This window comes from Serratia sp. 121840015-1 (genome assembly GCF_053627655.1).
In genome coordinates this window covers 315,242-339,892 of sequence record NZ_JBSEYF010000004.1, presented here as the reverse complement: position 1 = coordinate 339,892, position 24,651 = coordinate 315,242, and the positions used below count along the sequence as shown (strand labels likewise).

Here is a 24,651-nt window from a genome sequence, read left to right as displayed (position 1 = left end):
CCTCCCTCAGCCCTGACCTTTGGCAACCTGCTGCAACTGCGTCATCAGTCTCCCAAGGTAAGCATCGGTCAGGTGTGACGCATCCGGTGAGCTGTATGTCACTTTCAGACGGCTGCCAACGCCGGACTTGACCACTTCGAGCTCAAGGCGATCATTGCCTTTCCATTCCTGCCCCATCTTGTAATAACTGCCCCGATTTGCTGACCAGACCGGACGTGCTTCATCAATGGAGCTCGCACTCCAGTCACCGTGCTGATCACGCTGGCGCAGACTTTCAAGCTCCTCGGAGGAGATGAACTGATAATGACTTTTCAGCCGCGCCGCCGCGGTATCAACATCCACCGGGAGGCTATACGTATGTTGCACGTCCTGCCGGGGCCCCGAAATACCGGCCCGGGTCATCCAGGGCATGCTACCCTCACTGGAGCCGCCGCTGCCACCGGTTGCCAGCGAATGGGCAGCGTCACTGATTTTTTTGTTCCATTCACCCAATTCGGTGCCTGCGCACCCCGTTAACAATAACGCGGTGCAGAGTACACCTGGCATCAAAAAAGACGTTACCTGTCGATTCATACTCATGATTTAGCTCCTTTTTTAGAGGAAATTAATGCAGAGGTCTTGAGTGGTGGAGAGAAAGAGGAGCGTATTGCGCCCGACATAATATCTTCGTCAGGCATACCCAAACGGGTGATCGCATCCTTACCTGCGGGCGTTTCGAGACGAATATCATCTCGAGTCACCTTCACGGGACGATAGTGTTGGACGACACCGTATACGCTACGGATCCAATGCCCCCCTCGGTCCAATAGAGTGTCGCGTTCCGAACGTGATATAAGCCCATAGTGCCAGGCTTGAAAGGCTTTCATCGCAAGCTGGTCATAACCGACCAGAAGGAAAACACAGCGATATCCCACAGGAGTGCGACTAAATACACCAATATTTAAAGGAGACACGGAAGCAACATCTGAAAGAGAAATTTGTGCAGGGATGTTTGCCAGTGTTTTGTCCAGCTCGGCAACAGCCTGTTGAAGTAACTGCGTACCTTTATTTAAGGTCTCTTCCAGGGCGACCATTGCAGCATCGGCATAAGGGTTATCTTCACCAGAAGCCTCATTGATCTGCCCTGCTCGTAGAATAAAACGGGGCATACTATAAATATCAGGGCGTCGCTTCCCCGACGTTTCAGGATCAGCGTTTTGGCTACGTCGCCCTTCCCATAAACGAATGGCATAGAGGGTATGAAGCTCTACGGTAAGAGTGGATTTTAATGCACCAGCGCGTGCAGCCGCCGGTTTTTGTTCGTTATTCTTTGCTGATTCAACCATTAGAAGCATCCTTCCGGGAATGTGTGTGGCTTGAAATAGTCTCGGCAGACACCATTAGCAGCAATCCAAAACTCTTTTTCATTTCCAAAGGAAAAGTGATGACATAAATTTTGCTCATTTTTTAGCCACTGCTGGCAGTGCCAACAGTGGTCGCTTTTTAATCACACAAGTTTTCATCTGAGAGTGTCGAAAATTCTGGATACATACCCAGACCTTAGGCTGTTTATTTTTTAAGCGGTGTTGGCAGCACCAACACTGTGTATTTTTTAAACAACTCTTCCTGTTCAGATTTATGACTTATTTTTTGCACGTGCCATTCCCAAACGTAGCTTCGCAACTATGTCGCTGACATGCTCCCGCGACGCCAGGTGTTGACGAACCGGACCTGTTGGTTTTGCTGGCGACGCAAAGCAAGGTATTTGGCGTCGCGGTACAGACCTGGCAGGTTCTGGGGATTTGGCACTCGCATACAATTCACCGTTTCTGGCGCGCTTGATGACCGCCAGCAGCCAGCCAGTGGGATTATTCAGGTTGCCTTTGGCCATTGCCTGCTCAAGACTCTCCAGCACCTGACGGGAAACCTCTGCAGGCAATGCCTTAAGCTGGACACCAATCTGTCGCTGATCATCCATCGCGATGATGTTCTGCAGTTCGGCCGACAACTCAGGTACGTACGTTGTTTTATTCACACTCTGTGTGAAAGAACGTACGTTACAGTTCGGTTTCGTTGATGCACCGTAAGTAACTGATTTCACCATGAGTTCGGAAAACGAACCCGGTGTTTTGCCTCCCTGTTTTACACTGAGTTCGGTATCCGAACCGGGCTTAATTTGACTTAGTTCGGTATCCGAACCCGGGGATTTTTTACTGAGTTCGGCGTCCGAACTGGGGATATTTCCCTGTCGTTGAGACACTCTGACGGCCATCTGTTGCGGGGTTTGTGGCGACCCCAGCCGTTCAGCAATCGCCGCCATCTGGGAATGCTGATGACGCATTGTCGGGTCATGTTGAATATCGGTCAGTACCGACCAGGCCGTCTGGCTGACGGTGCGGTTTTTATGCGCGCAGCCCATGGCGACCGTATCCAGCCAGGTCGGATCCAATGTTTCCGCATCACGGGCCGAGAGTGGTTCATCGTGTTGGGCATAGATGTTGCCCTTCACCCGCCCCTTGTCGTCACGCACACGCCGGCACAAACTGAGCCAGCCGGTCAGGCGTAACATCAGCAGCACGCGGCTGACGGTCTCGCGGGACGCCTTACCGTTAAACGGCGAGGCCAGCTGCAGCTGCAGTTCGTCATAGGTCGGGAACACGGCGCCCTGGTTCTGTTGTGCGTACAGGCGGATCATTATCCACGCGGTTTTATCAAGCGGTGACAGGCGGGTGTCCAGAAGCAACCGGCGGGGAATGGAGTCATGCACATTGCCCATGTACAGCAGGCCGCTGCGCAGATTCGTGACATCGGGACTCCCCGCGTGCTTTTCCGCGCCTATTCGTTCCGCCAGGCGGGCATTCATTTGTTCGAGCGTAAAGGTGATCAGGCTGTCATCAGGGGTTTTATTTATGCTCATCGATTTTGCGCATCCTTTTACGCTGCCTCCGCCTACAGGGCGAAGACATCAAGCGATTGTTGGCCCAACGGCACTCAGGCCTGTACCCGATACCAGGTACAGGGTGAATGTCATCACTTCCACAGTTCGTTGTTGTAGCGTTCATGGGTCAACAGCTCCCAGTCATCACCACTGTTTCGGCTGAGCAGTCGCCAGCTAGTATCGATATCAATCTTCATCCAGGTTCGCCCGGGGGCGTGCTTGCCTTTGACATGAAGGTGCTTGTAGTTAAGTTCCCCGCGGCGGAAACGCCTGACCTGCTCCTTCGCCTTTCTCTGGCAGGATGGTGGCGCCGAACGGGGGACCTGCAACCCCGGCATTAACATCACAGGCTTCATGCCAACCTCCTTGTATTTTCTCCCGGCGTAGCGCGTGGCGTACGCACGGCCTGAATGGCTTTTCTGGCCGTCGCAGTCTGAGGGGCATCGAAGCTGCGAACTGCATGCCAGACAGCCGTCAGAGAAACATCCATCTGTTCAGCGGCCAGCATCATGACGTCCAGTCCATCCGCACTGGAGGCGTCATCGATGTCGGCTTTTTGCCACTGGCGCCACAATGCCGCATTCTCGTCGTCGCTGAGCGCTGCACAGCGCCCCTGGCGAATACTGATACCGGTCATGCGCCGGCGGGCGGCAACTTCAACGGTGGAAAGACCAAAATAATGCTGCATCATTTCGATAGAGCCCCCCAACGCCAGTGCACGATCAATCCGCTGCATGCGCTGCTGCTCACGGCGCGCATGTTGCAGCATCAGGGAGAAATTCTCGTGATGGATTTGAAAGGTCAGCACCGATACAGAGCTGTTCATCAGGTAATGCAGGTCTTCAATGGTCAAACCGTGCAGCAGCTGCATCTCCTCCGTGGTCAGCCCCAGAGATTCACAGCGGCGGATATAGCCTGATTTAAGCTCCATCACGAGCTGAGTGAGCAGGCTGTTCGTCGCCTGAGACAAGCTATTACTCATAGTGCCCCCCCTGGATTTTGGAAAAATATCTCGAAAAAACAGCAAACAAGCATGCCAGCAACACCATGGAAACGAACAGGAATGGCAACGCTGAAATGAAGTTTTTGCCCTTGTCCTTAAACCACGTTCTGGGATCAGGAACGTCGCGTATAAACAGGAACCAAAAAATGAAGGACAGCATTGTGATAAGGAATAGATAAAGGTTCATGAATTGCGCCCTCCCTGATAACCAATACCAGTGGTCACAGCCCCCTGAACACCCTGGTGTAAACGGGCATTCTGGCCTGCTTCGAATCCACGTAAACGGGCAATGTCATCACCGCGGCAGGTTTTCGGGGCGCGCGTCTGCAACTCCCCCATCTTTTGGCTTTCCAGCCAGGTTCCCATCAGCTCGCATTCCTGTTCAGTAACGGTAAACGTCGTGATGACTCTCCGGACGCCGGCAACCCAGCCGGCACGAAACTGCTCTGCTCGGGCGCGGCGCGTGCTCATTTTCAGGCGCTTATTCTGGGTTTTCAGGTAGTCTGCAGTCGCATCTTTCAACTGCCGGCTCAGCACATCGAACGCATAAGCCGCAACGGCCGGCCGCTCACTGAAGCCGTAGAACGTCACGTTGCGGCGCGGGCCCGACGCGGTATCCCGCCAGGAAAAATACAAACGGCATCCAAAGGCGCGGGCAATCGCCCACGCCAGCCCGGACATCCATTCAGGCAGTTTTTGTTTCGCTTCGGAAGGCGCTCCCCGGCTCGGTGCCGTCTGAATAGAGGAAAGGCTGGCTTCCAGCTCGCTGATACCGTATTTCTCCATCAGTTTTTGCGCCCGGGCTAACGCCAGCCCTGCCTCATGCGCATTGCTGTTGCTGCGGGCCAGCTCAAGCAGTTTGCGCACCAGTTTCACCAGGCGTGCCTGTCGTTGTGAATGGCTCATCAGGCTGTCTCCTCTGTTGCAGATAAGTCACGCTGCAGTTCACGCAGACGGCGTAAGACGCGAATAAGGCGCATCAATTTCACGGCATGAATATCGTCAAGCAAAGGCCAGTCAGCCGCATTTTCCGACCCGATGAGGGCTTCATTGAGCGAGCTGGATGAGGCGCCGTCCGGGTTGTTGCCGGCAAGGGTCAGGAGTAACGCGGTAAAGCGAGAGGGACGTTCGGCAGTCAATGCGTAGCCGGCAGCCTGCAAGTCGGCTTTATCGGCTTTGATTTCCGCCTCGCAGCCCGCCACTTCGGCCAGTTCGAATGCCAATCGGAAGGTGATCACCTGCAGGTGCTCGATATCATCCTGCAGGGCAGAAATAGCCCAAATGGAGGAGACCGGCTCAAGTCCTACCTCGGCAAAAGGCACCTCTGCAACAGGGGCTACACCTTGCTTTGGCTGTGTCACGGTATTACTGCGAGGGACTATCGACTCATGAGGGTCCGGCAGGGGGACGGTGGTATTCTCACCATCTAAAACCGTTTCAACGTCACCCGACAACATCGGAGGCGCGCCATATAAGTCAGGCTGAGTTTCAACACGGCGTTCAGTTTGAGTTGCAGGCGTTTCCTCTTCATGAGCGTTCTGTGATTCATCATCGGCATCTCTCGTTGATTCATGCAACGCGCTGTCCAGCACCAAAGAAGAGCCTTCTCCCTGTACTTCAGGTACCGTCGGTCCGCCGGTATTTCCCTGCTGCAGTGCTGGCGCCAGTTCGACAGTATTGCCTTCGCCTGACAGCTCAGGCGTTAATGCCGGCTCAGGCTCACCGAGGTGCTTGCGCCGGTTTTGCTCTTTGGGATCGAGCTCCAGTAGCCAGCGGTCATAATTGAGCAACGGGTGTGGCAACGCGTTGATGAGCGCACCAATCAACTCATCACGAAACATATCCAGAGAGTAGATTTCGGGGTCATCAAATTGGCTACAAACTTTGCCAAAGACGCTATCAAACGGTTCTTGAACCTCGACAGTAACACTATGTTCCTCCCAAGTTTTTTCAGCCTCAGCTCGTAAAGCAAGCAATTGACGAATTTGGGGGGCTCCCAATCCCGATTTAAGAAGAGATGGCATGAATGGATATAGGTATTTCACCGTATCTTCCATACGGCTGATACTGGAGAAATGCACCGGATATCCATCAGCACTCATTAAACTTGAGAGCTCACGGAGAGAAACAGCTTTACCCAATTTTTCTTCATACAGGGCACGGGCATCCCGGATCCCCAGCGCTTTTTCGATAAACGCCAGATCTCCCCGTTGTTCGTTCTCGGCCAGATGGCCAAGAAGACAGGACAAACGACCGGGCCATGGCTTGAAAACACAAGAAATGCGGTAAAACCGTTCATCCCCTGTTTCTTGCCATAATTCTTGCAAGATTGAATAACGGGTGTTGCCACCATCACTGAAAAAATAACCCAGTTCGGGTTGTTCAGGATCAAGGGTAACTAATGGCACAGTTCTCAGGCCGCGAACCCTAATCCCCGCCTTGATTTCATCATATTCAGGATTCCTCGAGATTCGCGGGTTGTACGGCGATACGCTTAGCTGGTCGAGAGTAAGCACCAAGGGCATATCACTCACTGGCAGTGCAGATGATGCCGAAGTTTCTGCATGAGTGCCTGCAGCTGTTTTTCCCTGCTGGAGCAAAGCACTGTTCAGATCGAGGATCTTGTTTTTAGTACGCGACATGATTACGCCCTCCCCGAGTATTGGTCATACTGACCCTCGTGGAAGTCACTGAACGCGGTGAATTGTCCTTCAAACTTGACGCGAACGGTGCCCGTTGCCCCCTGACGCTGCTTACCAATGATAATTTCTGCCGTGCCGGCATCATCAGAGTCAGCGTAATAGACCTCATCCCGGTAGATGAAGGCGATCACATCGGCATCCTGCTCCAGCGCACCGGAGTCTCGCAGGTCACCATTAAAGGGGCGTTTGTCAGCACGGCTTTCCAACTGACGGTTCAGCTGAGATAGCGCCACAACGGGACAATCAAGTTCTTTGGCCAGCGCTTTCAGACTGCGGGAAATTTCTGAAATTTCCTGGGTGCGATTTTCCTGTCCAGGGCAACGCATCAGCTGCAGGTAATCGACCATGATTAAACCCGGATTACCATACAACCGGGTATAGCGCCGTGCCCTGGAACGCAGTAGTGCGGGGGTCAAATACGATTCATCGTCAATAATCAGGCGGTTTTCCAATGGCAACAACCGCTCCATCGCTTTGGAAATACGCGCCCAGTCTTCATCATCCAACTGGCCGCTGCGCAGCCTTGAAAGTTCAACCCGCACGTCAACAGCAATAAGGCGTTGGAGCAACTGCTCGCGCGGCATTTCCAGACTAAAGAAGAATGCAGGTTTCTCCGTGCCACGAAGCGCGCCGGTGTAAGCACTCAACGCAAAGGCGGTTTTACCCATCGATGGCCGTGCCGCAACCAAAACCAAATCCCCCGGTTGCAAACCACACGTCATCACATCGAGCTCAGAGAAGCCGGTCGGGGTGCCGGTGATACCATTACCGCCATTCACCGTTTCCAGATAGGTCACGACAGCATTCAGCCCATCGGTCAGGCTGACATTCTGCTGTGACTGTGTTTGTTCAGAGAGCTGGAACAATTGCTGCTCTGCCCTTTCGGTCAGGGCGGCAGAATCTGCGCGGGGATGAGCAGCATCTGCGCTCAATTCACGCCCGATCTGCAACAGGCTACGCAGTCGACTTCGTTCAGCGACAATCCCGGCATAGGCGACAATATTGGCTGCGCTCGGTGTGTTTTTAGACAACTCCGCCAGATAGGCAAAACCGCCGACCTGCTCGAGCTCACCATTTTGTTCCAATGACTCATGGAGCGTAATCAGATCAATCGGCTGCTGAACAGCCATCAGGCGAGCCATAGCCTGGAAAATGCGACGATGTACCGCCAGATAAAAATCACGATCTCCAACTAATGGAAGAATGTCATCCCAACGCTCGTTATCCAACATCAAGCCACCGAGAACGGCCTGCTCGGCATCTGAAGAATAAGGTATATGCATATCAACCTTCATTGATTTGCCTCCTGACGCAGAACGTCGAAGTCGGCAACCCAGTGAGGGAACAACTCGCAGGCCAGCTCATACATAGTGTCAGCAGCAGCGAGCGTTGATGTACGGGTGGTGGTTCTTTCGAGACGATGAACAGGTTGGCCGGAAGCATGCCCCATTTTGTAAATTTCAAGCTTGGGGATGATGGTGTCGAGAAGGGAGACGTCGAAGGTATCTGCACGCAGATACTGCCCGTTTGCGATAATGCCGCGCAGACTGTTCAGGGTCTGCCAATCCAGATTCGTATACTCCATGCAGTTCGTCAGAATACGGATACGCGGTAACGCAATACCGTAGCTGGTCAGCGGCAATAATCCCTCCATCAACCCCAATGTGCCACGCAGAAACTCACGCGTATCCGGCAATATAGGCTTGATAACACCGACGGCGAACTCCGTACTGGCAACAAGAATGAGTTCGAGCATCACAGACGCTGCACCTTTGGAGTCAATAACGATAACGTCGTACTCGTTGAACAAAGGGTGCTGCAGAACATTCTTCAGCCGCATACGACCATCAGGGGCATGCAACATGGCAGAGGATAAACGGTCGTGGGGATCGTTGGAAACGATGATGTCTAAATTTGGGATAACAGAACGGGAGATGATTTCTTCGGGGTGATTGAGATCGACTGTCTTCATCAACAGTTCATACAAACCGTTGGGGGCTTCATATTCCAGGGAGAAAATGCTGCTTGCGGTGGGTTGGGAGTAGTCACCATCGATGAGGAGAGTTTTTTTACCTGCATCGGCAAGGAAGCCGGCAAGGTTGGCGCTTTGAGTGGATTTACCTTCGCCCCCTTTGGTTGAGACCATAGGGATAACGCGAGGTGCCGGGTGGCTAACACCCATAGATGTGGATTTAGCTAATTTATGCATGTTTTACACTCGAATTTATCAATTCGCGTGTAAACGGTTAAATTATATATACTTTAACAATTTTGCAACAAGCACAGGGATTGAAAATCCCCGTGTCCTTGGTTCGATTCCGAGTCCGGGCACCATATTTAGAGAACCCAGCCTATGGCTGGGTTTTTCGCTTTCTGGAGTACGGACTCTCCATCGAACTACGTTCGATTATTCGGCCCAAAGTCCTCACCCTGCGGGCCAGCGCTAAAGCGCTGTTCAACCCGGCGCAGGCGCCCGTTGTCCGAGTCCGGTCGCCCTATTTAGAGAACCCAGCCTATGGCTGGGTTTTTGCTTTTCAGGAACAGGACTCTCCATCGAACTGCGTTCGATTATTCGGCCAAAGGCCTCACCCTGCGGACCAGCGCTGAAGCGCTGTTCAACGCGGCGCAGGCGCCGGTTGTCCGAGTCCGGGCACCCTATTTAGAAGAACCCGCCTATGGCTGGGTTTTTGCTTTCTGAGATACGGACTCTCCATCGAACTACGTTCGATTATTCGGTCTGAAGACCTCACCCTGCGGGCCAGCGCTAAAGCGCTGTTCAACCCAGCGCAGGCGCCGGTTGTCCGAGTCCGGGCACCCTATTTAGAAGAACCCGCCTATGGCGGGTTTTTCGTTTTCTGGGATACGGACTCTCCATCGAACTACGTTCGATTATTCGGTCTGAAGGCCTCACCCTGCGGGCCAGCGCTAAAGCGCTGTTCAACCCGGCGCAGGCGCCCGTTGTCCGAGTCCGGGCACCATATTCAGAATAACCCGCCTATGGCGGTTTTTTCGTTTTCTGGGATACGGACTCTCCATCGAACTACGTTCGATGATGCGGCCAAGGGCCTCGCTCGGAAGAAGGCAAAGTGCAGCGCGTGGTCGATCTGCGGCCGCGCTGAGGCGCAGTACATACATAGCGGGACATCAGCAACGTCCTAAGCTCGAGGATTGGCTCAATGGCTGAGTGTCTAAAAGCATCCGCTGCAATGCTCTCGTGCAGAACTATTCCTACAAAACGGACTCCGGCATTGATCGCGACCAGAGCCGAGAAGAACTATATAGTTAATGAACGTATACCGAATAACTGTTTGAGCTGAAAATCAACGGCTGGAAGAACCGGTGAAAATAAATGACGAGTGGTTTTATACGGAAAAATTTTTCCCTGGTTTACTATGTGGTCTCTGATTTTTAACGGGCAGAAGGGCTCACCATTATTCCAGTCGTGTACTCTCACGCGTACATCAGTATAATCAAGCAATATACAAGGAAGGTACATTAGCCCAAGATTATTGGCCACACGATATCGATGGTTGCCATCCATAATGATCCCCGTGTGCTTTTCAATGGGAACGGGTGTTATCCATTTTTGGCAACGCGCTATCTCCTCTGTTAATGCTATAACATGTTCCATATTGACCTCTTCAGAGGGACGGATCAAGGCAACTGGGTGTAATATTACCTCATACTGCATGTTCACCTCACCTGAAATTTTCAAGGGCATTAAGTAAGATATCTATCTCATCTTCACTGTTATACGCATGAACGGATGCACGAACGACTGACTCCAGCCCACGATTTCGCATGTCAATGAATGTCGAACTAAATCGAGAACATGAGACATTAATTCGACGTGGTTGAGCCGATAGGTATTCCTTAACAGATTCAGCTGTTTTATTTTTAACTGTAAATGTAACTATTCCTGATAGATTATCTCCTTTATCCTGTAACTGAACGTGCGTTATACATTTCAGGCCTAAGCGAAGTTGCTTAGCCAACTTAAAAATTCTTTGCGTTACTTTATCCTGCCCTAACGAAAGCGCATATTTCGCGGCAGCCCCCAGGCCAAGCCTGTCAGCGATATTTGCCTCCCAGCATTCGAATCGTCGGGCTCCCTCGCTAATATGATAACTCTGCTCATCTATAAGTCTTGCAGCATGGTGATCAAGCCACACCGGTTCAATATTCGAACTCAGGGTGCTGTCCATCCATAAAAAACCCGTACCGCGTGGAGCTCGCAGGTATTTACGCCCTGAGGCTGTTAACACGTGGCACCCAATTTTTTGGACATCAAGTTGTAAATGTCCAATACCCTGGCAAGCATCAAGGAAAAACCACACGCCAGCATCACGAGCAAGGGCGCCCATTTTTTCTACCGGCTGTATTGGTCCCCCATGAGTTCCCAGTATTGGGAGGCTGATTAATCTGACCCGAGGGTTGCCAAGGGCATGTTGTAATTGCTTCAGACAAACAGCCCCCTCCTCATCCGCTTCCAGAATGTTGATCTGAATGCCATCACGTTTTTGTCGTTGCAGGTAAGGTATATAATTACCTGCATATTCAGTGGTCGAAGTCAGGATGATATCTCCAGGGCGCAAGGGAAGAGAGTAGAATGCGATGTCCCAGGCCCGGGTAGCATTTTCCACAAGCGCGATATCTGCAGGCTTTGCCTGGATCATTTTCGCCAGATAACCATATATATCACTAAGCCATTGGCGCTCACTCTCTGCGGCTTCATACCCACCGAGGGTAATTTCTTTTAAATAGTGTTCATGCACAGCCTGTATAACCGGGACAGGCATTAAGCTTGCTCCTGCATTGTTAAAATGAATAACATGCTCAGTCCCTGGCGTGTCAGCGCGGAGTTGTGCCAGACTTAACGTCATGGTTATTCTCCTCTTTTTTCAGGCTTACCATATACCCGGATTGATACGGAACGGGAAGAAATTCCTGATGCATACGACGGAATGTGTCATCAGGGGCCAGGTCCGCGAATAATTGTGGATGTATCCATCTGGCGAGTTGCTGGATGGCAATAACGTCATACGGGCTGTTGTAGAACTGATGCCAGATGGCGAAAAATGCGCTATTACGGCGGGCAGTGCTATCTGCATAAGCTGGACGGGTGGTGAACCATGCCAGCTTACGCCTGGACTCCTCGATATTGACGCCCGGTCCGAGAGGGATCCACCTTCCGCCAGGAACGAAGGCCTGAAAATTCCCGCTGGTGAGTATGACGACATCAGGATTTGCAGCTATCACCTTTTCAGGATTTAGCGTAAAAAATGAACCGGGAGCAAGATTGGCTGCGATATTGTCTCCTCCGGCTAATTTAACAAAACGCCCAAAACTCCCCTTGCCAAAGGTCATACAGCATTCTTCTGAATAACCTCCAAGACGTTCTAAAAATACCTTTGGCAATGGCTTCTGTAATTTTAAAGTCCTGGATATGACGCGTTGTAACTCACTATCGCGAAACTTTAAATAGGCTTCAGAGCGTTCCGATTGACCAAATAACTCGCCAAATAATTTCACTGTAGGAGGAATATGTGCAATAGGGTCATACCGAAAATCCACATAGACAATTGGGATACCCGCACTGGCAAGTGCGGCTTCATACCCTGAGTCAACAATGGCATTTCGCGCATCCATATTCATGATGATGACGTCAGGTTTCAAATTAATAGCCTGTTCGATATCGAAGGTCCCTTGCTCGCTGCCTCCAAATGTCGGGATTTTCTCCAGTTGTGGAAACTGTTGCCGGTACTGCTGCCATGTTGCCGGATCTGACTGTATTAAATCTTTCCGCCAGGCCACTATCCTCTTGGCAGGATTTTCTTTATCAAGCATTGCGACCAGATACAGTTGGCGCCCTTCCCCAAGGATGACACGCTGTACCGGTAATTTGATGTTAACGGTTCGGCCAAGGAGATCGGTTACAGGCGTCACCGTCTGTTCAGCATGAGCAACTGATGAGGTTAACAATACAATAAAGAGCACAAGTCGTAATATCATTTTTCATAACCTATTTTCTTGTTGAATTCCCTTGAAGAACGGCTGATTTTTAACGTAATCATTAAAGTCATGGAATACATGACCACAACGCAAAGAAACAACGCTGACAACCCCGGCCAGAGAAGGACTACGCCCCCCAAAGCAATACCTATGATGGAGGCGAACTGGCTGATGCTCTGGACCACCCCCAATATATACCCTTGCATACCTTCGGCTGTTGTGCGCGAAATTAATGCGGTAAGCACAGGCGTGGTTGCGCCAAGGAGAATTCCCCATAAAAAATAAAGCCCGATAAACCAGCTGGTTTCCCTTACTGTAGCCAGCAGCAGTGTTACCAGGATACATCCCATGATGATCCCCACCATTCGGTAGAGCGTGCTGGCTATATCGTGCGCTTCAAACCATCTTGCCCAGAGAGACGCTGATACAATCACTCCCGTAGCCTGTAATCCATAAGCTAATCCTGTTAGCCAATTAGGGGCATTGAACACCGTGCTGACATAAAGAGAAAAAGGCGTTTGCGTAATCATGCGGCTCATTAATAACAAGCCAAGAACCGTCAGTAAGCCAACAATGACGCCATTGTTGATTCCAGTTGGAGTCCTTTTCTTATCTTTTGAATGAACAGCTGAAGTAGACGAGACTCCATGAGGAGCATCAGCAGGTAATATGAAAAGAACAATCAGTGCACATAGCGTACAAATAATGAATGCGCTGACGTTTATCCAGAAGAAACTCAGTAGATCGAGAATGGCTCCCCCGATAATCGCCCCTGCCAAAGAGCCTGCGTTGGTCGACACCTGCAACCAGGCAAAAAGTCTCGTACGCTGTGCCGCTGGCACCATTGCAATACCATAGGCCTGCGCCGGCGCAATATAACCCGCACAGGTACCCTGTAAAAAACGTAAAATAAGTACCAGCCAGACGTCATTGGCGAAAGCAAGCCCAAGTTGCGTTAATGCCAGGCCCATCAGTGCGCGGATCATCATGACTTTATTGCCCGTTTTGTCGCCTACCCGCCCCCAGAATGTGCTGGTTAGCATAACGCCAAGCATCGGTGCTATATACACCCCTGTGCCAGCGATGCTCAATAGTTCTGTGGACGTCATGCTTTCGATATGAAGCGGCCAAAAAGGGCCGCTCATTTCCATCGCTCCCATCGAAAGCAGTTGCACGATAAACAGAAACTGGACAATAAAAGTCACACTGCCCGTTACGCGCATCCTCATTCCCTCCTTATCGTTGGCCAATCGGCGGGGATCGGGGAGCGGGCAATCTTCCCTCCCATATACTCGCAACACCAGTAATAGATTTCTTCTATATATGGTGTTGGCACCTTGAGCCTCTGGCCGATTAAAACCAGCAGGCTTAAACCGCAGCCAATATCTTCCCGAAAGACCCGATGGTTTTTGTCAAAAATAAAAGTGTCGGATCGCCCTTCGCGGATCAGAGGCAGCGGGATCCCCTCATAGGCCTTATTCGTTCGTAAAATACTGAGGAGTGTTCTGGGGTCAGAAATTGAGTCACCGTATGCCTCGACTATTTCCTGCTGCAATGGCTGCACAGAGCTGAGATCGATACCCAGTGAAAGTTCGGCAGCTTTACATAAGGCCTGATTTTCCTCATCACAGCGAGCAAGGAAATAAGCACCGAGTTCAGGGCAATCACTCCACCAACACGGAATATGATTGAAAGCATGCCCGTGCCACTGCCCCCATGGGCCGATGAGGCCATAAATGACGGAGCTGTGCATGATTGGATTTCCTGGTGTAAGGGTAATCTCCAGATAATTAGAAAGCAGAGTGACGGGAGCCTCATAAAGCTGCCTCAGATAATCAAGCAGAATATCGGTATTCTCAGGTGTTTCCCGGCGATGAACAGCCACGTACAACTGTGATTTCTCCCCCCCTATCCTGACACTTTTTCCGGGTACAAGATCAAACGCAATATGGGGGACATCTTTCATGCCCCATATAACAATATTCGATAAGCCTCCAAATGCTTTTTCTGCCAGCCAGTCAAATCCGCCAAAACCGGGAATGGCTCCGACGAAGACCTGCTTATGCCGGGGCAGCGCTGGCGCGATGCTTTGAAGCACGCTTTCGCGTACATGGCTTGGGGCAGTAATGATAATGAGATCTGCAGCGGCGCAGGCTTCATCGACTGACGCCGTCATCCTGACGGCAGAGGCTTTTATGACATTTGCGTCAGGCATGATCGCATGCAACTGAGCGCCACTGCCTTGATATGCGGTGACAGTTTCTGGCCGGCTAGTGTAAAGAGTTACTGCAACTGCGGGATTTTGACTGAATAAAATGGCAGCAAGGTGGCCCGTACGGCCGGCCCCACATATTGTTACCCTTAACTTCTCGCCTGAGAACATTATTCTCCCTCCTGAACAGAAGAGAGTGCAAACCAGCCATCAAGTTTCTCCCAGACTTGCTCGGAGAGAAGATCCCGTTCTTTGAGCCACTCCTCATTGAAGATCGTATTTAGATATTTTTCACCGCCATCTGCAATAACGAGAGCCACATTCCCCCGAATCGTTCCATTATTGATAAATTCCAACGCTTTATATATTGCACCACCGGTAGAACCGCCAACAAGCAGCCCGAAACGGCGCGCAAGATAGCGTGCAGTTTCAAAAGCGCAGACGTCGGAAACCTGTTCACCATAATCAATGCAGCTGTAATCCAGAACTAATCCGACGGTGTCTCCTTCCGGTGTGCCGGTCCCTGATTGATAATAGGGTTTTCCTGGCTTGCCAAATACGATAGAGCCTTCTGGCTCTACCGCGATCGTAACTGTATCCGGATTATGAACCTTGAGACCATGCGCTATCCCTGTCATCGAACCGCCAGTGCCAACACATCCAATCCACGCGTCGACTTTGCCAATCTGGCAGATAATTTCACGCACCAGGTCTGCATATCCACCGGCATTGGCCGCATTATCTGATTGGTTCATGAAAACTGCGCCGGGTATTTCACCTGCAATTTCAGCCGCCATACGCTGTCGTTCCACAACCGCGACTTCATTTTCACCATAATTACCCTTAACGTAACGAATATCTGCTCCCAGAGCTCGCATGATGGTAATTTTATCCTGAGCGGCATGATGGTCCACCACTGCAATAAATTTAAGCCCAAATTCGATAGCCGCAATGGCCAGGCCGATCCCCGTATTTCCTGATGATGATTCAACAATCGTCCCACCTGGTTGGATCCGCCCTGATTTCAGCGCCGCAACAATCATATTTCTGGCCATGCGATCTTTCATGCTCCCGCCAGGATTGTTCTTCTCCACTTTGATATAAAGACGAGAGTCAGATTGCGCCAGCGGTAATTGAATGACGGGAGTATTGCCAATCAAATCAGTTACTTTTCTGAAGATCATTTTACAACTCCTTAATTGTCAACGGTAAAAATGAGGTTTTGGCGCGAGCTCATGACAGCGGTCAGTCTTGTGGGGAGCGGGTGCCGGTGGAACTGGTTTTCCAGTAAATCCATTTGGTAACCAGCGGTATTGGCAAATATCAGCAAGTCGCCCGGTTCAGGCAGGTGCTTGAATGCAATCAGACGGTTAGTTATAACGTCCTCGTCAAGGCAACTATGACCCGCAATCCATGCTTTCGCAGCAGGAGATGGCTCATGAGAATTCTGACGAATATGAAGCGGATCGCTTAAGAATTCAGAGTTAAACCACGTTTCGCATGCACTGAAGCTACTTCCCTCGACAAAAATAACGTATCCGGAATCACCGTGAGGCCGGACTCGACATACACGAAAAACACTTATGGCGCTCTGGTTGGCCAGACTTCTTCCGGGCTCGACACACAGCGTTAATCCTTCATCGATTAATGCATCGCAGACTCTTTTACCCACAGGGCCCGCGCCGCCAAGAAACTGAGTGAGCCAGTGCTCAGCGTTTATATCACCACCATAGGGATAGAAAGCATCCGGGACCCGTCGAGTACGATAATTTTCCTGCGTCTGTGAGGATAGCCATGCCTTATAGCAATTCCCCTCTACATACTGAACGGGCAACCCTCCCCCGATATCGATAATGCATGGGGAATGGCCAAGACTACGGGCGCAGGCAATCAACGGTAATGTGTCAAAAAAAGCGTTAACCCTGGATACGGGCGAGTAGCCACTAAGATGGAAATGGAAGCCATCGATTTTTAATGGATTACAGGTCTCGAGTTTCTGAAGCACGGCACTCACTTCACTGGATGACATACCAAAACGGCTGGTATGGCTGAACGCGGGGCGAAGGCGCAGTAGTATACTGATTCGGCCTGTCGGGCTTTTCCAGCATTTAGCTACTTCCATGAGATCGTCCATTTCCTCGACTGAATCCACGACAATCCGCGCCCCCTGCAGAATTAACTCCTGCAAAAAACGTATTGTTTTTGCAGGACCGGTGGCACACAAATCGGTGCCTCTGCATCCAGCGCGGATAGCATCGTTGAGCTCATGCAGGCTGGATACATCAGCCCCTGTTCCGGCAGCGACGGCAGCCTGTAATAACGACTGTGATTTATTGACTTTAACGCCATAATAAAATTTCGCTTCAATACCAAATCCCGCCGTAATAGCAGCCATCGCATTGAAATTATTCTCCACGGTATGCGGCCAAACAATATTGAGCGGAGAACCGTAAATTTCTGATAAGCGAACAAGAGTATCAGGGGACGTCTCTAACCATCGGGCAATAACAGGATCCACATAGGGGGGTAATTCTCTGGCAGGGCTTACCCGCCATGAAGTGGTTTCCCGGCAATAGGTATTTAACAGCGAAGCCATATTAAATCCTCTCAGAAATCAATGGTTACCGATGCAAGGAAGGTGCGTGGCGCTCCCTGCGCAATGGTGCTGTATGACGCCACGCCAGCCCAATAATGGCGATCTAACACGTTCTGAACATCAAAGCGGAAAGTTGCCGGTGTACCGTACACACGCGTTTTATAGGCAGCCCCCATATCTACCGTTGTCCAAGAACGGATAGACTGCGTATTCGCCTGATTGACGTACTGCTTCCCGCTGTAATTAACATGACTGTTCAGGGACAATCCCCGTAGGACAGGGAGGTCATATTCCACATCCGCGTTTGCTTGTACCGGGGAGACGCCAACGGGTTTGTTACCACGAACGCCGGTGGAGGGAGATTTGGTGAGCTCAGCATCAATCAGGGAAAGGCTTCCTGACATTCGCAAATTATCAAGAGGTTTATGGGAGATATTCAGTTCAATTCCTCGGTTCCGCTGCTCGCTATTGGAATTGAATGTATTGTTACTGTCGATTGCACCACTCGGCTTCGTGATCTGGAAAAGAGCAAGACTGTTTTGGATTCCCGCCTCATCGTATTTAATGCCCACTTCGTATTGACGCGATCGGTATGGACGCATCACCTGACCTGCGTTTTGTGCCGTACCAGGGGCAACATCACCTTTGCTGAGCCCCTCAATGTAGTTGGCATACAGCGAAACGGGTTTCCAGGGACGGTAAACCAGGCCAAGCATCGGAGTGACGGCAGAGTCATCATAGGTGGATGAACGATCGCCATTAGCGGCGAAGTTATCGGCACGAACCCTTTGGAGACGCACGCCTGGCGTGATGTCAACACGTCCATCCAGTACGGTCATTGTGTCTGCAAGCGCGAGACCACTTAACTGGCTGGAGGAGGTTTTTGATACTCTGGCTGGCGCAGAAGGCAGGGTGACATCAACGTCTGACGGGGAATAAATATTGGAATCTACCGTTTGCCCCCAAGTGCTGGCGATTGCGAGGCGATCATGGTAATAACTGACCTGCAGCGTCGCCTGATGATCAATGGAACCGGTTGAAAAATAACTTCTTGCGCCAGCTTCTAAAGTATAACGATTCACCTTAAAGCGGAAATTAGTAATCGTCGAGACGACATCCCCTTTGTCGTTAATAATATTAGGGGTTTGCTCTGATATGCGTGAAACCATCGAGCGCCCACCGCCTGCATTCGCAAAAACGGTCACGTTGTCATTAATATCGTATTCTGTGTGTAGCAATGCCCCCTGATCCCGGATTTTCCACCACATCCCCTTTTGTGCGATGTTTGTCTTACCATCAGGAGCATCCGGAACATCAATGCCTGCAGCGACAGTGAAGGGGCGATTTGGGGATTTGACTCGCTGATATTGATCAAGCAGGTCAAGGGAAGCCCTCACCCCTCCGTTCCCATAATCGAGAGCAAGCGCGCCTAATGCCGTATTTTTATAGGCATTGTCGAGTGCCAAATCGCCACCACTACCGCCACCGTTAAAACGGATTCCCCACACCTCACCGTCCGGGGTAACCCACAATTTACCGACATCGACGTATGCACCGAGTTGGTTGTTGGACTCCCAGGTGGTGGTGAGTCGTTTAATATCCTGAGCTGTAGCCCTTTTAGTCACTGCGTTGATGACACCGCCAACCCCTCCATTCGGGGACATCCCATAGAGCCCCGCGCCCGGCCCCTTCAGTAACTCTATTCGTTCGAGATATTGCGGCAATAATTGATAATTTGGTGCCACACCATAGACACCATTGAGTGCCACTTCACCGGTATTGCCTTCACCAATAGGGAATCCACGGATCATGAAAGAATCCAGGATCCCGCCTGAAGGAGAGGTAACCCGCACGGATGAATCATTTTTTATAACATCGCCGAGAGATTTAGCCTGCCTGTCTTCAATGTATCGCGAGGTATATCCCTTGATACTGAATGGCGTATCATGAATGACTTTACTTCCTAATAAGCCAATGTTGGCTTGTTTGGATAGTTCATCTTCAGTTTGTGTAACAGCACTGTCGGCGGTAACGACAACGGTATCTTCCGCGTTCGCAATATAAGGAATTAAAATTTCTACAACAGCCAAAACCAGAAACTTCTTTCTACGATTCATAACCATTATCTCGAGTCCCAGAGTTACCGGCGTATCAATCAGCTAAAGGATTATTAAGGCCGTGCTGAAGTCGATAATCAGTATATTGTTGTAAATGCATGCTCATTAATGAGCGGGTATACCAGGGATGGTTCATAAAATGCTCGCGTTCCTGATGCCAGAAGCTGTCATCTAGCCTTGGGTGAAGTTCTTTAAATACACGGTCAAGTTCTTCGCCAATAACTTTCCACATACGGTTATCTTGGATGCAATAGAAGTGAGTCAGGCAAAGGGCGATTTCATGTAAATGACTGACAAGGCAAGCATCCACGACGAAGGTTCTGACGGGTTCAATATCATCTTCAAACACCGTGGGTAAAATGCCAGGCCAGATATAAGGCTTGAGTTCGTAACCTTGCTTACGGAGTGCCGGGGCCCAGCTGCGGCCATCGCCGAAGTCACGGATAAGCATGGCCACAGCGCGGCCGGAATCATCAAATAAAACCTGCGTATTTTGTTGGTGTGCTTCAAGCGCCACGCCATAAATCAAATACATAGCCAAGACCGGTTTCAGTATGATCCGGGTGTAATGACGAAACCATGTCTCAGGCGTGTATCCTGACAAGGCAATCAGCTCACTGATAAGGGGATCGGATTTATGCGGGAGGGCGGTAAATAGCGATGCAACCGTGATAGCCAATGAATTATCGTTTCTTTTCCACGCATCCGTACTACGAAACACGACGGAGAGAAACTTACCCTCAGCGTCATCCATACGATCTTTATGACGGAAGTGCCATGCGGCATCTTCCCGGAAAAAGTCGAGTTTGCCGTCAAAACCCTGCTCCACATCCAGGATATCCTCAATAATCGTACTAATACGCGGCCCCATGTGAATGGATTTAGCCTGGAGGCTACGCATCTCACTGGTCATCCATATGGCAACGGGCAATTTTATAAAAGGCAATGCCGGGGCCGTCGGAAGCATAGTTCTGAACGACATTGAGGGTGCGGTTTCAATTTCGGGACCAAATGGCAAAAGAATGCCTTCGTCTATTTCTTTGGCGAAATGACCCAAGACCCAATGTTCAAGATGCCAGGGGTGAAGGGGAATGGGCAGCCATTCTTGAGGGTTGTGATGTTGACTTTCGAGCCAGGCGCACCATTCACTCCAGACGCCAGGAAAGGCCGATGACAGCCATTGATTGGTATCCTGAACATGAGGCATCTTCTCGCAATAAACCATGTCGGCCTGTATGGCTCCCATGCGAAGAATGACTCGGGCTCCAAATTCGGCGGACAGGGCCTCGATGTCTTCATCGTTTAATCCAGGCCGGGACTTCCAGGTAGGATAATAAGGGTGGCCTTCCAGAGATCCCCACTGGTCCAGGAGAGTCGCCCCCTCTCTCAAACTGTGATGGCGTCTTATCCATTTAACAAAATAAGACTCCCCCTCTTTCTCCATGTCTTTAGTAATGCTATTCCGCCATTTTGACCGATGCGCTCTGGCCAGCCGGTCATTATGGATACTGTTAGCAACATCTTTATTGAATTTAGCTATACCCTCAGCCGAAGGGCTGAAACTAAATTCATTTTTCAGGACGTCGATCAGTTGTTCATGTGACAGAATCGGTGTTTTGCTCCCGTCGGCTGCCTCGAGGATAATATCACCACGATTAATAACACTATTCGCCGGAAAAACCGCCGTTAGATTTAGCCGAAGGGTATATTCTCCATCAGAGAGGCGGTAATTAACCCTACTTTTATCATCGAAAATCTCAAGTTTCTTTTCATCAAGTAGTTTTTCCGAAAAAAGACAACGAATTATTCGAGAGAGTGCGTTACGAGCCGAAAAATCAGGTTGTGTTGAAAGTGCCTGTCTCGCAAAGCCATTCTCCTCTGCCAGCTCCATCATATTTTCTCCCAAAGTAAGAGGGTTGAAACGATTAGGCGTAAATTGAGAACCTTAAGATCAACGTGATATTTCATTGCTCTCTCAGGTTCCTTGAAAACTTTCAGTCACTACGCTACCATCAAAATAAATTCATGTAAATGATAATCAATATCATTCTCATAACTGTAATCCATGATGAGAGAATCAATTTATATCAATCACTTAGGCGGACAAGGTATGAGTATAGAGATTAGCTATTTGTTTATCCCTGCTAATAAAGAGGTAATGTTTTCGAAGGCGTTGGCCAGTGGTACCGATGCGATCATTATTGATCTTGAAGATGCTGTTCATCCGAACGAAAAGCCCCTTGGGCGCGATAACGTTCTGAGTTGGCTACATAAAATTAATAAGAGCAGCGTTAAAACCGGAATATATATCCGGATAAATCATCCAAACGACAAGGAATTTGATGACGACATCAGTTTACTCAATTCATTAAATAAGCCATTGATTACGGGTGTGATGGTGCCAAAACTGGAATGCAGTGAAACGATAAACCATTTGAAGTCGAGGCTTAATGCCGGAATATCAAGGCTACCCTTTATCGGCATCATAGAAACGGCGCGAGGATTGTATCACTGTGAGAGTATAGCCTGTAGCGGTGTGGTCAGATTAGCGTTCGGCTCTTTAGATTATTCGCACGATATTAATTGTCTGCAAACACCTGAGGCACTTCTCTATGCGAGAAGTCGTATCGTGGTGGCTTCACGGCTTGCCAACCTACCGCCCCCTATTGATTGCGTCACCCCCGAATTTTGTACGCCCGAAACGTTGTTAACGGATTGCTGCCATGCCCGATCTCTTGGATTCAGTGCGAAATTATGTATTCATCCGGATCAAGTCGATGTGGTTGCCAAAGCATTTAGCCCTACTGAGGAACAAATTAAATGGGCTGAAGAAGTGTTAAAACAGTCCAGAGAGAGTTATGCATTCCAGATCGGAGGTTCGATGGTAGATTTACCTTTAATAAAACAGGCGGCCCGTTTAATGGACAATAAATAAATCAGAATGGACATATTAGCAACCCACTCAAATAATATTAATCATAATTATTATTTGAGTGGTTATAGATAAACTCTCTCTATATATATTTAACCGTTCGATATCATTTAACGTCAGGCCAAAGCATTTGCCCCGGAGAGAGTGTCCGACAAGCAAAGAGTAGCCTTCCAGTAAGGAGCCCGAGTCTGCGATAGAGGCGCTGCATTTCGCACAAACCAGGCATGTTGTCACAACGCTCATTTTGGTAAGATTTTCTTATGAATTCATGATAGCATCGGGTAACACTATTACGCTGGCAAGGATGTCAGAGGGACTGAAATCATAGGGACGAAGATGCAGACTGCTATGCAAAGCAATCCCCCCGAAATTACACTATCAGCACTGAGCCATCTGGCCTTTTGTGCTCTTGTTGGGCTGGGTATTGCTCGCCAGGAAGGCGTTGCCAGTACGCCGTTGACTGAACATCTGTTTTTGGTTCGTTGGTTGGCTACGGCTCAAAAACAAAAGCGGTTTCCAAAATGTGTTGCCATTGATATTGCACTCCTGCTTGAGCAGGGACGGAGAAAAGGCCCCGCCAGCAAGCTGCGTGAAAAACTGCAATACCTGTGGCGATCCTGCACTGACCCCCTCATCACCCAATCGGACTTATTTCGACTCACCTATGTTACCGAGAAACTGAGAGAGCAAGGTTGGAAAAACTTCATCATGGACAGCCACATCTGGAAAGATGAACGCTTTTCTGCATCTTCTGCACCCAATGAGTTTTACACGGAAGAAAATACGTTAAGAGCAGCGTTCTCCGATAATGGTGAGTTAACCAATACTTTAGAGTTACGCATCATTGGAGATGTTGAATCACTCTTGGCGCTAATGGCCCAATCAGCTATTTCTGCAAAGCTGATTGAGAGAGGCGAGCTCTTCCATCGGGTCGTGCTGTTTCCCCAATAAGCACTTATATCCAATCACGCAGCCCTGCACGCTCGGCTGAGTCGTGCCACAGTGGCCAGCGCCAGTGTAAAGAAAATTAGCCGCCTTGCCGCCAATGATGCAGCAGCCGCTCGAGATAATGTGGAAAAAAGTCTATTACTACGGGAGGATCACGCAGGATAACAAACAGATTACCGAAGGAATGCTTTTTTCTTGCCGGGAGAATACAGGCAACCCACCTTGCGAAGTGGTCTATACTCCATAGACAAGTAAGCTTTTATTACCAAAGAGACATAACAAGAAGAGGCCCATTAAGAGGCCCTTGCAATCTTCAATTATGTTCCATCAACCCCATCCCATAGTGGATACATTATGGGATGCGTACCCTATTTTTTAGGCGCGGAACAAAGCCTCTCTGGCATCCTGCCGTTATACATGACAAGGTTGCCATCATCTAACTTTGCAAGTTTCAGCACATAGAGTCGTTTGTTAACACCCAGAAAAAATTTTTTCGCCTCGCCTAAGGAGAAGTTATCTCATCTAAGATAATTAGGCTATCGATTAAGAACCTCATAATCGCTCTATTAGACCCACTCTTAGTTCGGTACATAGCCGAAACATCAGCATCTTCCCATCCTTCTTGCCATTGATGGCATAGTAGCAAGTCAGGCCTTTATATCAGCGCAATCGCCTTACGCGGGGTAGCCGCTCCTCTTTGAGAGCCCATTGGCATTGAGTCGATGTTCACTAAACGCGCAACACATTTTGTATATGGCATGAACACTTCTTGTCCTATCACTTAACGCTCACAGGGGGCGAATTCTATTGATTCAGGATGAGAACGACGAAGTAAGGGAACCTCTTCCTCAGGCCCCCCCCTGCTCATTCACTCAACAAGCAGCTATGAACAAGCATTCAACCCATTGAATTAAAATGTAAAAAAAGAAGTATAATAAACTGATTTCATAATTTCACTTTTAATTTCATTTTTTCAAAATACCCCCTGATTCTAATATCACGTTATTTCACCTTCTCGGCGCCTATTTTAGGGTTATTCTAAGCAACGAACACCCGATCCCGGTAATGCAAAACGAACGCAGGCTGGCACATACACCAGAAAATCAGATGAGAACCCATACGATGGGTAGCCGCTTCAGGCGATCGTTTTCACGGCGTCGAGACTCAGGGGTATCGGATTTTTACGTAGGAATAATCATTAAAACCACATGC

The 24,651-nt window shown here is 49.7% G+C and carries 20 protein-coding genes; 2 read left to right on the top strand and 18 right to left on the bottom strand.

Features of this window, described 5'->3' with window-relative positions; genetic code table 11:
• Positions 1-6: 6 nt before the first annotated feature.
• The 18 genes from ACUXAC_RS19755 to ACUXAC_RS19670 all read right to left on the bottom strand — a co-directional run bounded on the left by ACUXAC_RS19755 (position 7) and on the right by ACUXAC_RS19670 (position 21,453).
• Entirely contained in the window at positions 7-579 is a 573-nt protein-coding gene (locus tag ACUXAC_RS19755) for a hypothetical protein (protein ID WP_089186708.1), read from the bottom strand.
• Positions 576-1,325: a PFL_4669 family integrating conjugative element protein gene (locus ACUXAC_RS19750; RefSeq protein WP_180547794.1), complete on the bottom strand. Its 750-nt coding sequence runs from the start codon at positions 1,323-1,325 to the stop codon at positions 576-578. The genes ACUXAC_RS19755 and ACUXAC_RS19750 overlap by 4 nt, the downstream gene beginning before the upstream one ends.
• Before the next feature lie 290 nt (positions 1,326-1,615).
• Entirely contained in the window at positions 1,616-2,896 is a 1,281-nt protein-coding gene (locus ACUXAC_RS19745) for an STY4528 family pathogenicity island replication protein (protein WP_454266840.1), read from the bottom strand.
• 113 nt (positions 2,897-3,009) lie between these two features.
• Positions 3,010-3,273, bottom strand: a complete 264-nt coding sequence (locus ACUXAC_RS19740) for a ParE family toxin-like protein (RefSeq protein ID WP_180547796.1) — start codon at positions 3,271-3,273, stop codon at positions 3,010-3,012.
• Positions 3,270-3,899 carry a DUF2857 domain-containing protein gene (locus tag ACUXAC_RS19735; RefSeq protein ID WP_180547797.1) on the bottom strand — a complete coding sequence of 210 codons (630 nt, stop codon included), beginning with the start codon at positions 3,897-3,899 and terminating at the stop codon, positions 3,270-3,272. The genes ACUXAC_RS19740 and ACUXAC_RS19735 overlap by 4 nt, the downstream gene beginning before the upstream one ends.
• A gap of 204 nt (positions 3,900-4,103) precedes the next feature.
• Positions 4,104-4,826, bottom strand: a complete 723-nt coding sequence (locus ACUXAC_RS19730) for a DUF2786 domain-containing protein (protein WP_143778516.1) — start codon at positions 4,824-4,826, stop codon at positions 4,104-4,106.
• Positions 4,826-6,562 (bottom strand): ParB family protein, encoded by a 1,737-nt coding sequence (locus ACUXAC_RS19725; RefSeq protein ID WP_180547798.1) that lies wholly within the window; start codon positions 6,560-6,562, stop codon positions 4,826-4,828. The genes ACUXAC_RS19730 and ACUXAC_RS19725 overlap by 1 nt, the downstream gene beginning before the upstream one ends.
• 2 nt (positions 6,563-6,564) lie before the next feature.
• Positions 6,565-7,917: an SPI-7-type island replicative DNA helicase gene (gene dnaB-PI / locus ACUXAC_RS19720; protein WP_180547799.1), complete on the bottom strand. Its 1,353-nt coding sequence runs from the start codon at positions 7,915-7,917 to the stop codon at positions 6,565-6,567.
• Positions 7,914-8,831 carry a ParA family protein gene (locus tag ACUXAC_RS19715; protein ID WP_180547800.1) on the bottom strand — a complete coding sequence of 306 codons (918 nt, stop codon included), beginning with the start codon at positions 8,829-8,831 and terminating at the stop codon, positions 7,914-7,916. The genes dnaB-PI and ACUXAC_RS19715 overlap by 4 nt, the downstream gene beginning before the upstream one ends.
• 1,065 nt (positions 8,832-9,896) lie before the next feature.
• Positions 9,897-10,313 (bottom strand): ParB N-terminal domain-containing protein, encoded by a 417-nt coding sequence (locus ACUXAC_RS19710; RefSeq protein ID WP_072265500.1) that lies wholly within the window; start codon positions 10,311-10,313, stop codon positions 9,897-9,899.
• A 7-nt stretch (positions 10,314-10,320) separates the two neighbouring features.
• Entirely contained in the window at positions 10,321-11,505 is a 1,185-nt protein-coding gene (locus ACUXAC_RS19705) for an aminotransferase class V-fold PLP-dependent enzyme (protein WP_060441031.1), read from the bottom strand.
• The gene (locus ACUXAC_RS19700; protein WP_060422633.1) at positions 11,474-12,634 is read right to left on the bottom strand and encodes an ABC transporter substrate-binding protein; all 1,161 of its coding nucleotides are present in this window, start codon (positions 12,632-12,634) and stop codon (positions 11,474-11,476) included. Before ACUXAC_RS19700 ends, ACUXAC_RS19705 begins: the two co-directional genes overlap by 32 nt.
• Positions 12,631-13,857 (bottom strand): MFS transporter, encoded by a 1,227-nt coding sequence (locus tag ACUXAC_RS19695; protein WP_060422630.1) that lies wholly within the window; start codon positions 13,855-13,857, stop codon positions 12,631-12,633. The genes ACUXAC_RS19700 and ACUXAC_RS19695 overlap by 4 nt, the downstream gene beginning before the upstream one ends.
• A gap of 2 nt (positions 13,858-13,859) precedes the next feature.
• Positions 13,860-15,017 (bottom strand): NAD/NADP-dependent octopine/nopaline dehydrogenase family protein, encoded by a 1,158-nt coding sequence (locus tag ACUXAC_RS19690; protein ID WP_060441029.1) that lies wholly within the window; start codon positions 15,015-15,017, stop codon positions 13,860-13,862.
• Entirely contained in the window at positions 15,017-16,030 is a 1,014-nt protein-coding gene (locus ACUXAC_RS19685) for a PLP-dependent cysteine synthase family protein (RefSeq protein ID WP_060422622.1), read from the bottom strand. The genes ACUXAC_RS19690 and ACUXAC_RS19685 overlap by 1 nt, the downstream gene beginning before the upstream one ends.
• An 11-nt stretch (positions 16,031-16,041) precedes the next feature.
• Positions 16,042-17,442, bottom strand: coding sequence for a Y4yA family PLP-dependent enzyme (locus tag ACUXAC_RS19680; RefSeq protein ID WP_060422618.1), 1,401 nt, complete (start codon positions 17,440-17,442; stop codon positions 16,042-16,044).
• A gap of 11 nt (positions 17,443-17,453) precedes the next feature.
• Complete coding sequence (locus ACUXAC_RS19675; RefSeq protein ID WP_454266839.1) at positions 17,454-19,559, bottom strand: TonB-dependent receptor; 2,106 nt, start codon at positions 19,557-19,559, stop codon at positions 17,454-17,456.
• Between the two features lie 34 nt (positions 19,560-19,593).
• Positions 19,594-21,453, bottom strand: a complete 1,860-nt coding sequence (locus ACUXAC_RS19670) for an IucA/IucC family protein (protein ID WP_454266838.1) — start codon at positions 21,451-21,453, stop codon at positions 19,594-19,596.
• A 216-nt stretch (positions 21,454-21,669) separates the two neighbouring features.
• Between ACUXAC_RS19670 and ACUXAC_RS19665 the strand changes: the two genes are divergently transcribed.
• Together ACUXAC_RS19665 and ACUXAC_RS19660 are read left to right on the top strand one after the other, a co-directional pair.
• The gene (locus ACUXAC_RS19665; protein ID WP_060423102.1) at positions 21,670-22,494 is read left to right on the top strand and encodes an HpcH/HpaI aldolase/citrate lyase family protein; all 825 of its coding nucleotides are present in this window, start codon (positions 21,670-21,672) and stop codon (positions 22,492-22,494) included.
• Between the two features lie 333 nt (positions 22,495-22,827).
• Positions 22,828-23,442 (top strand): DUF2913 family protein, encoded by a 615-nt coding sequence (locus ACUXAC_RS19660; protein WP_060422609.1) that lies wholly within the window; start codon positions 22,828-22,830, stop codon positions 23,440-23,442.
• Positions 23,443-24,651 lie beyond the last annotated feature (1,209 nt).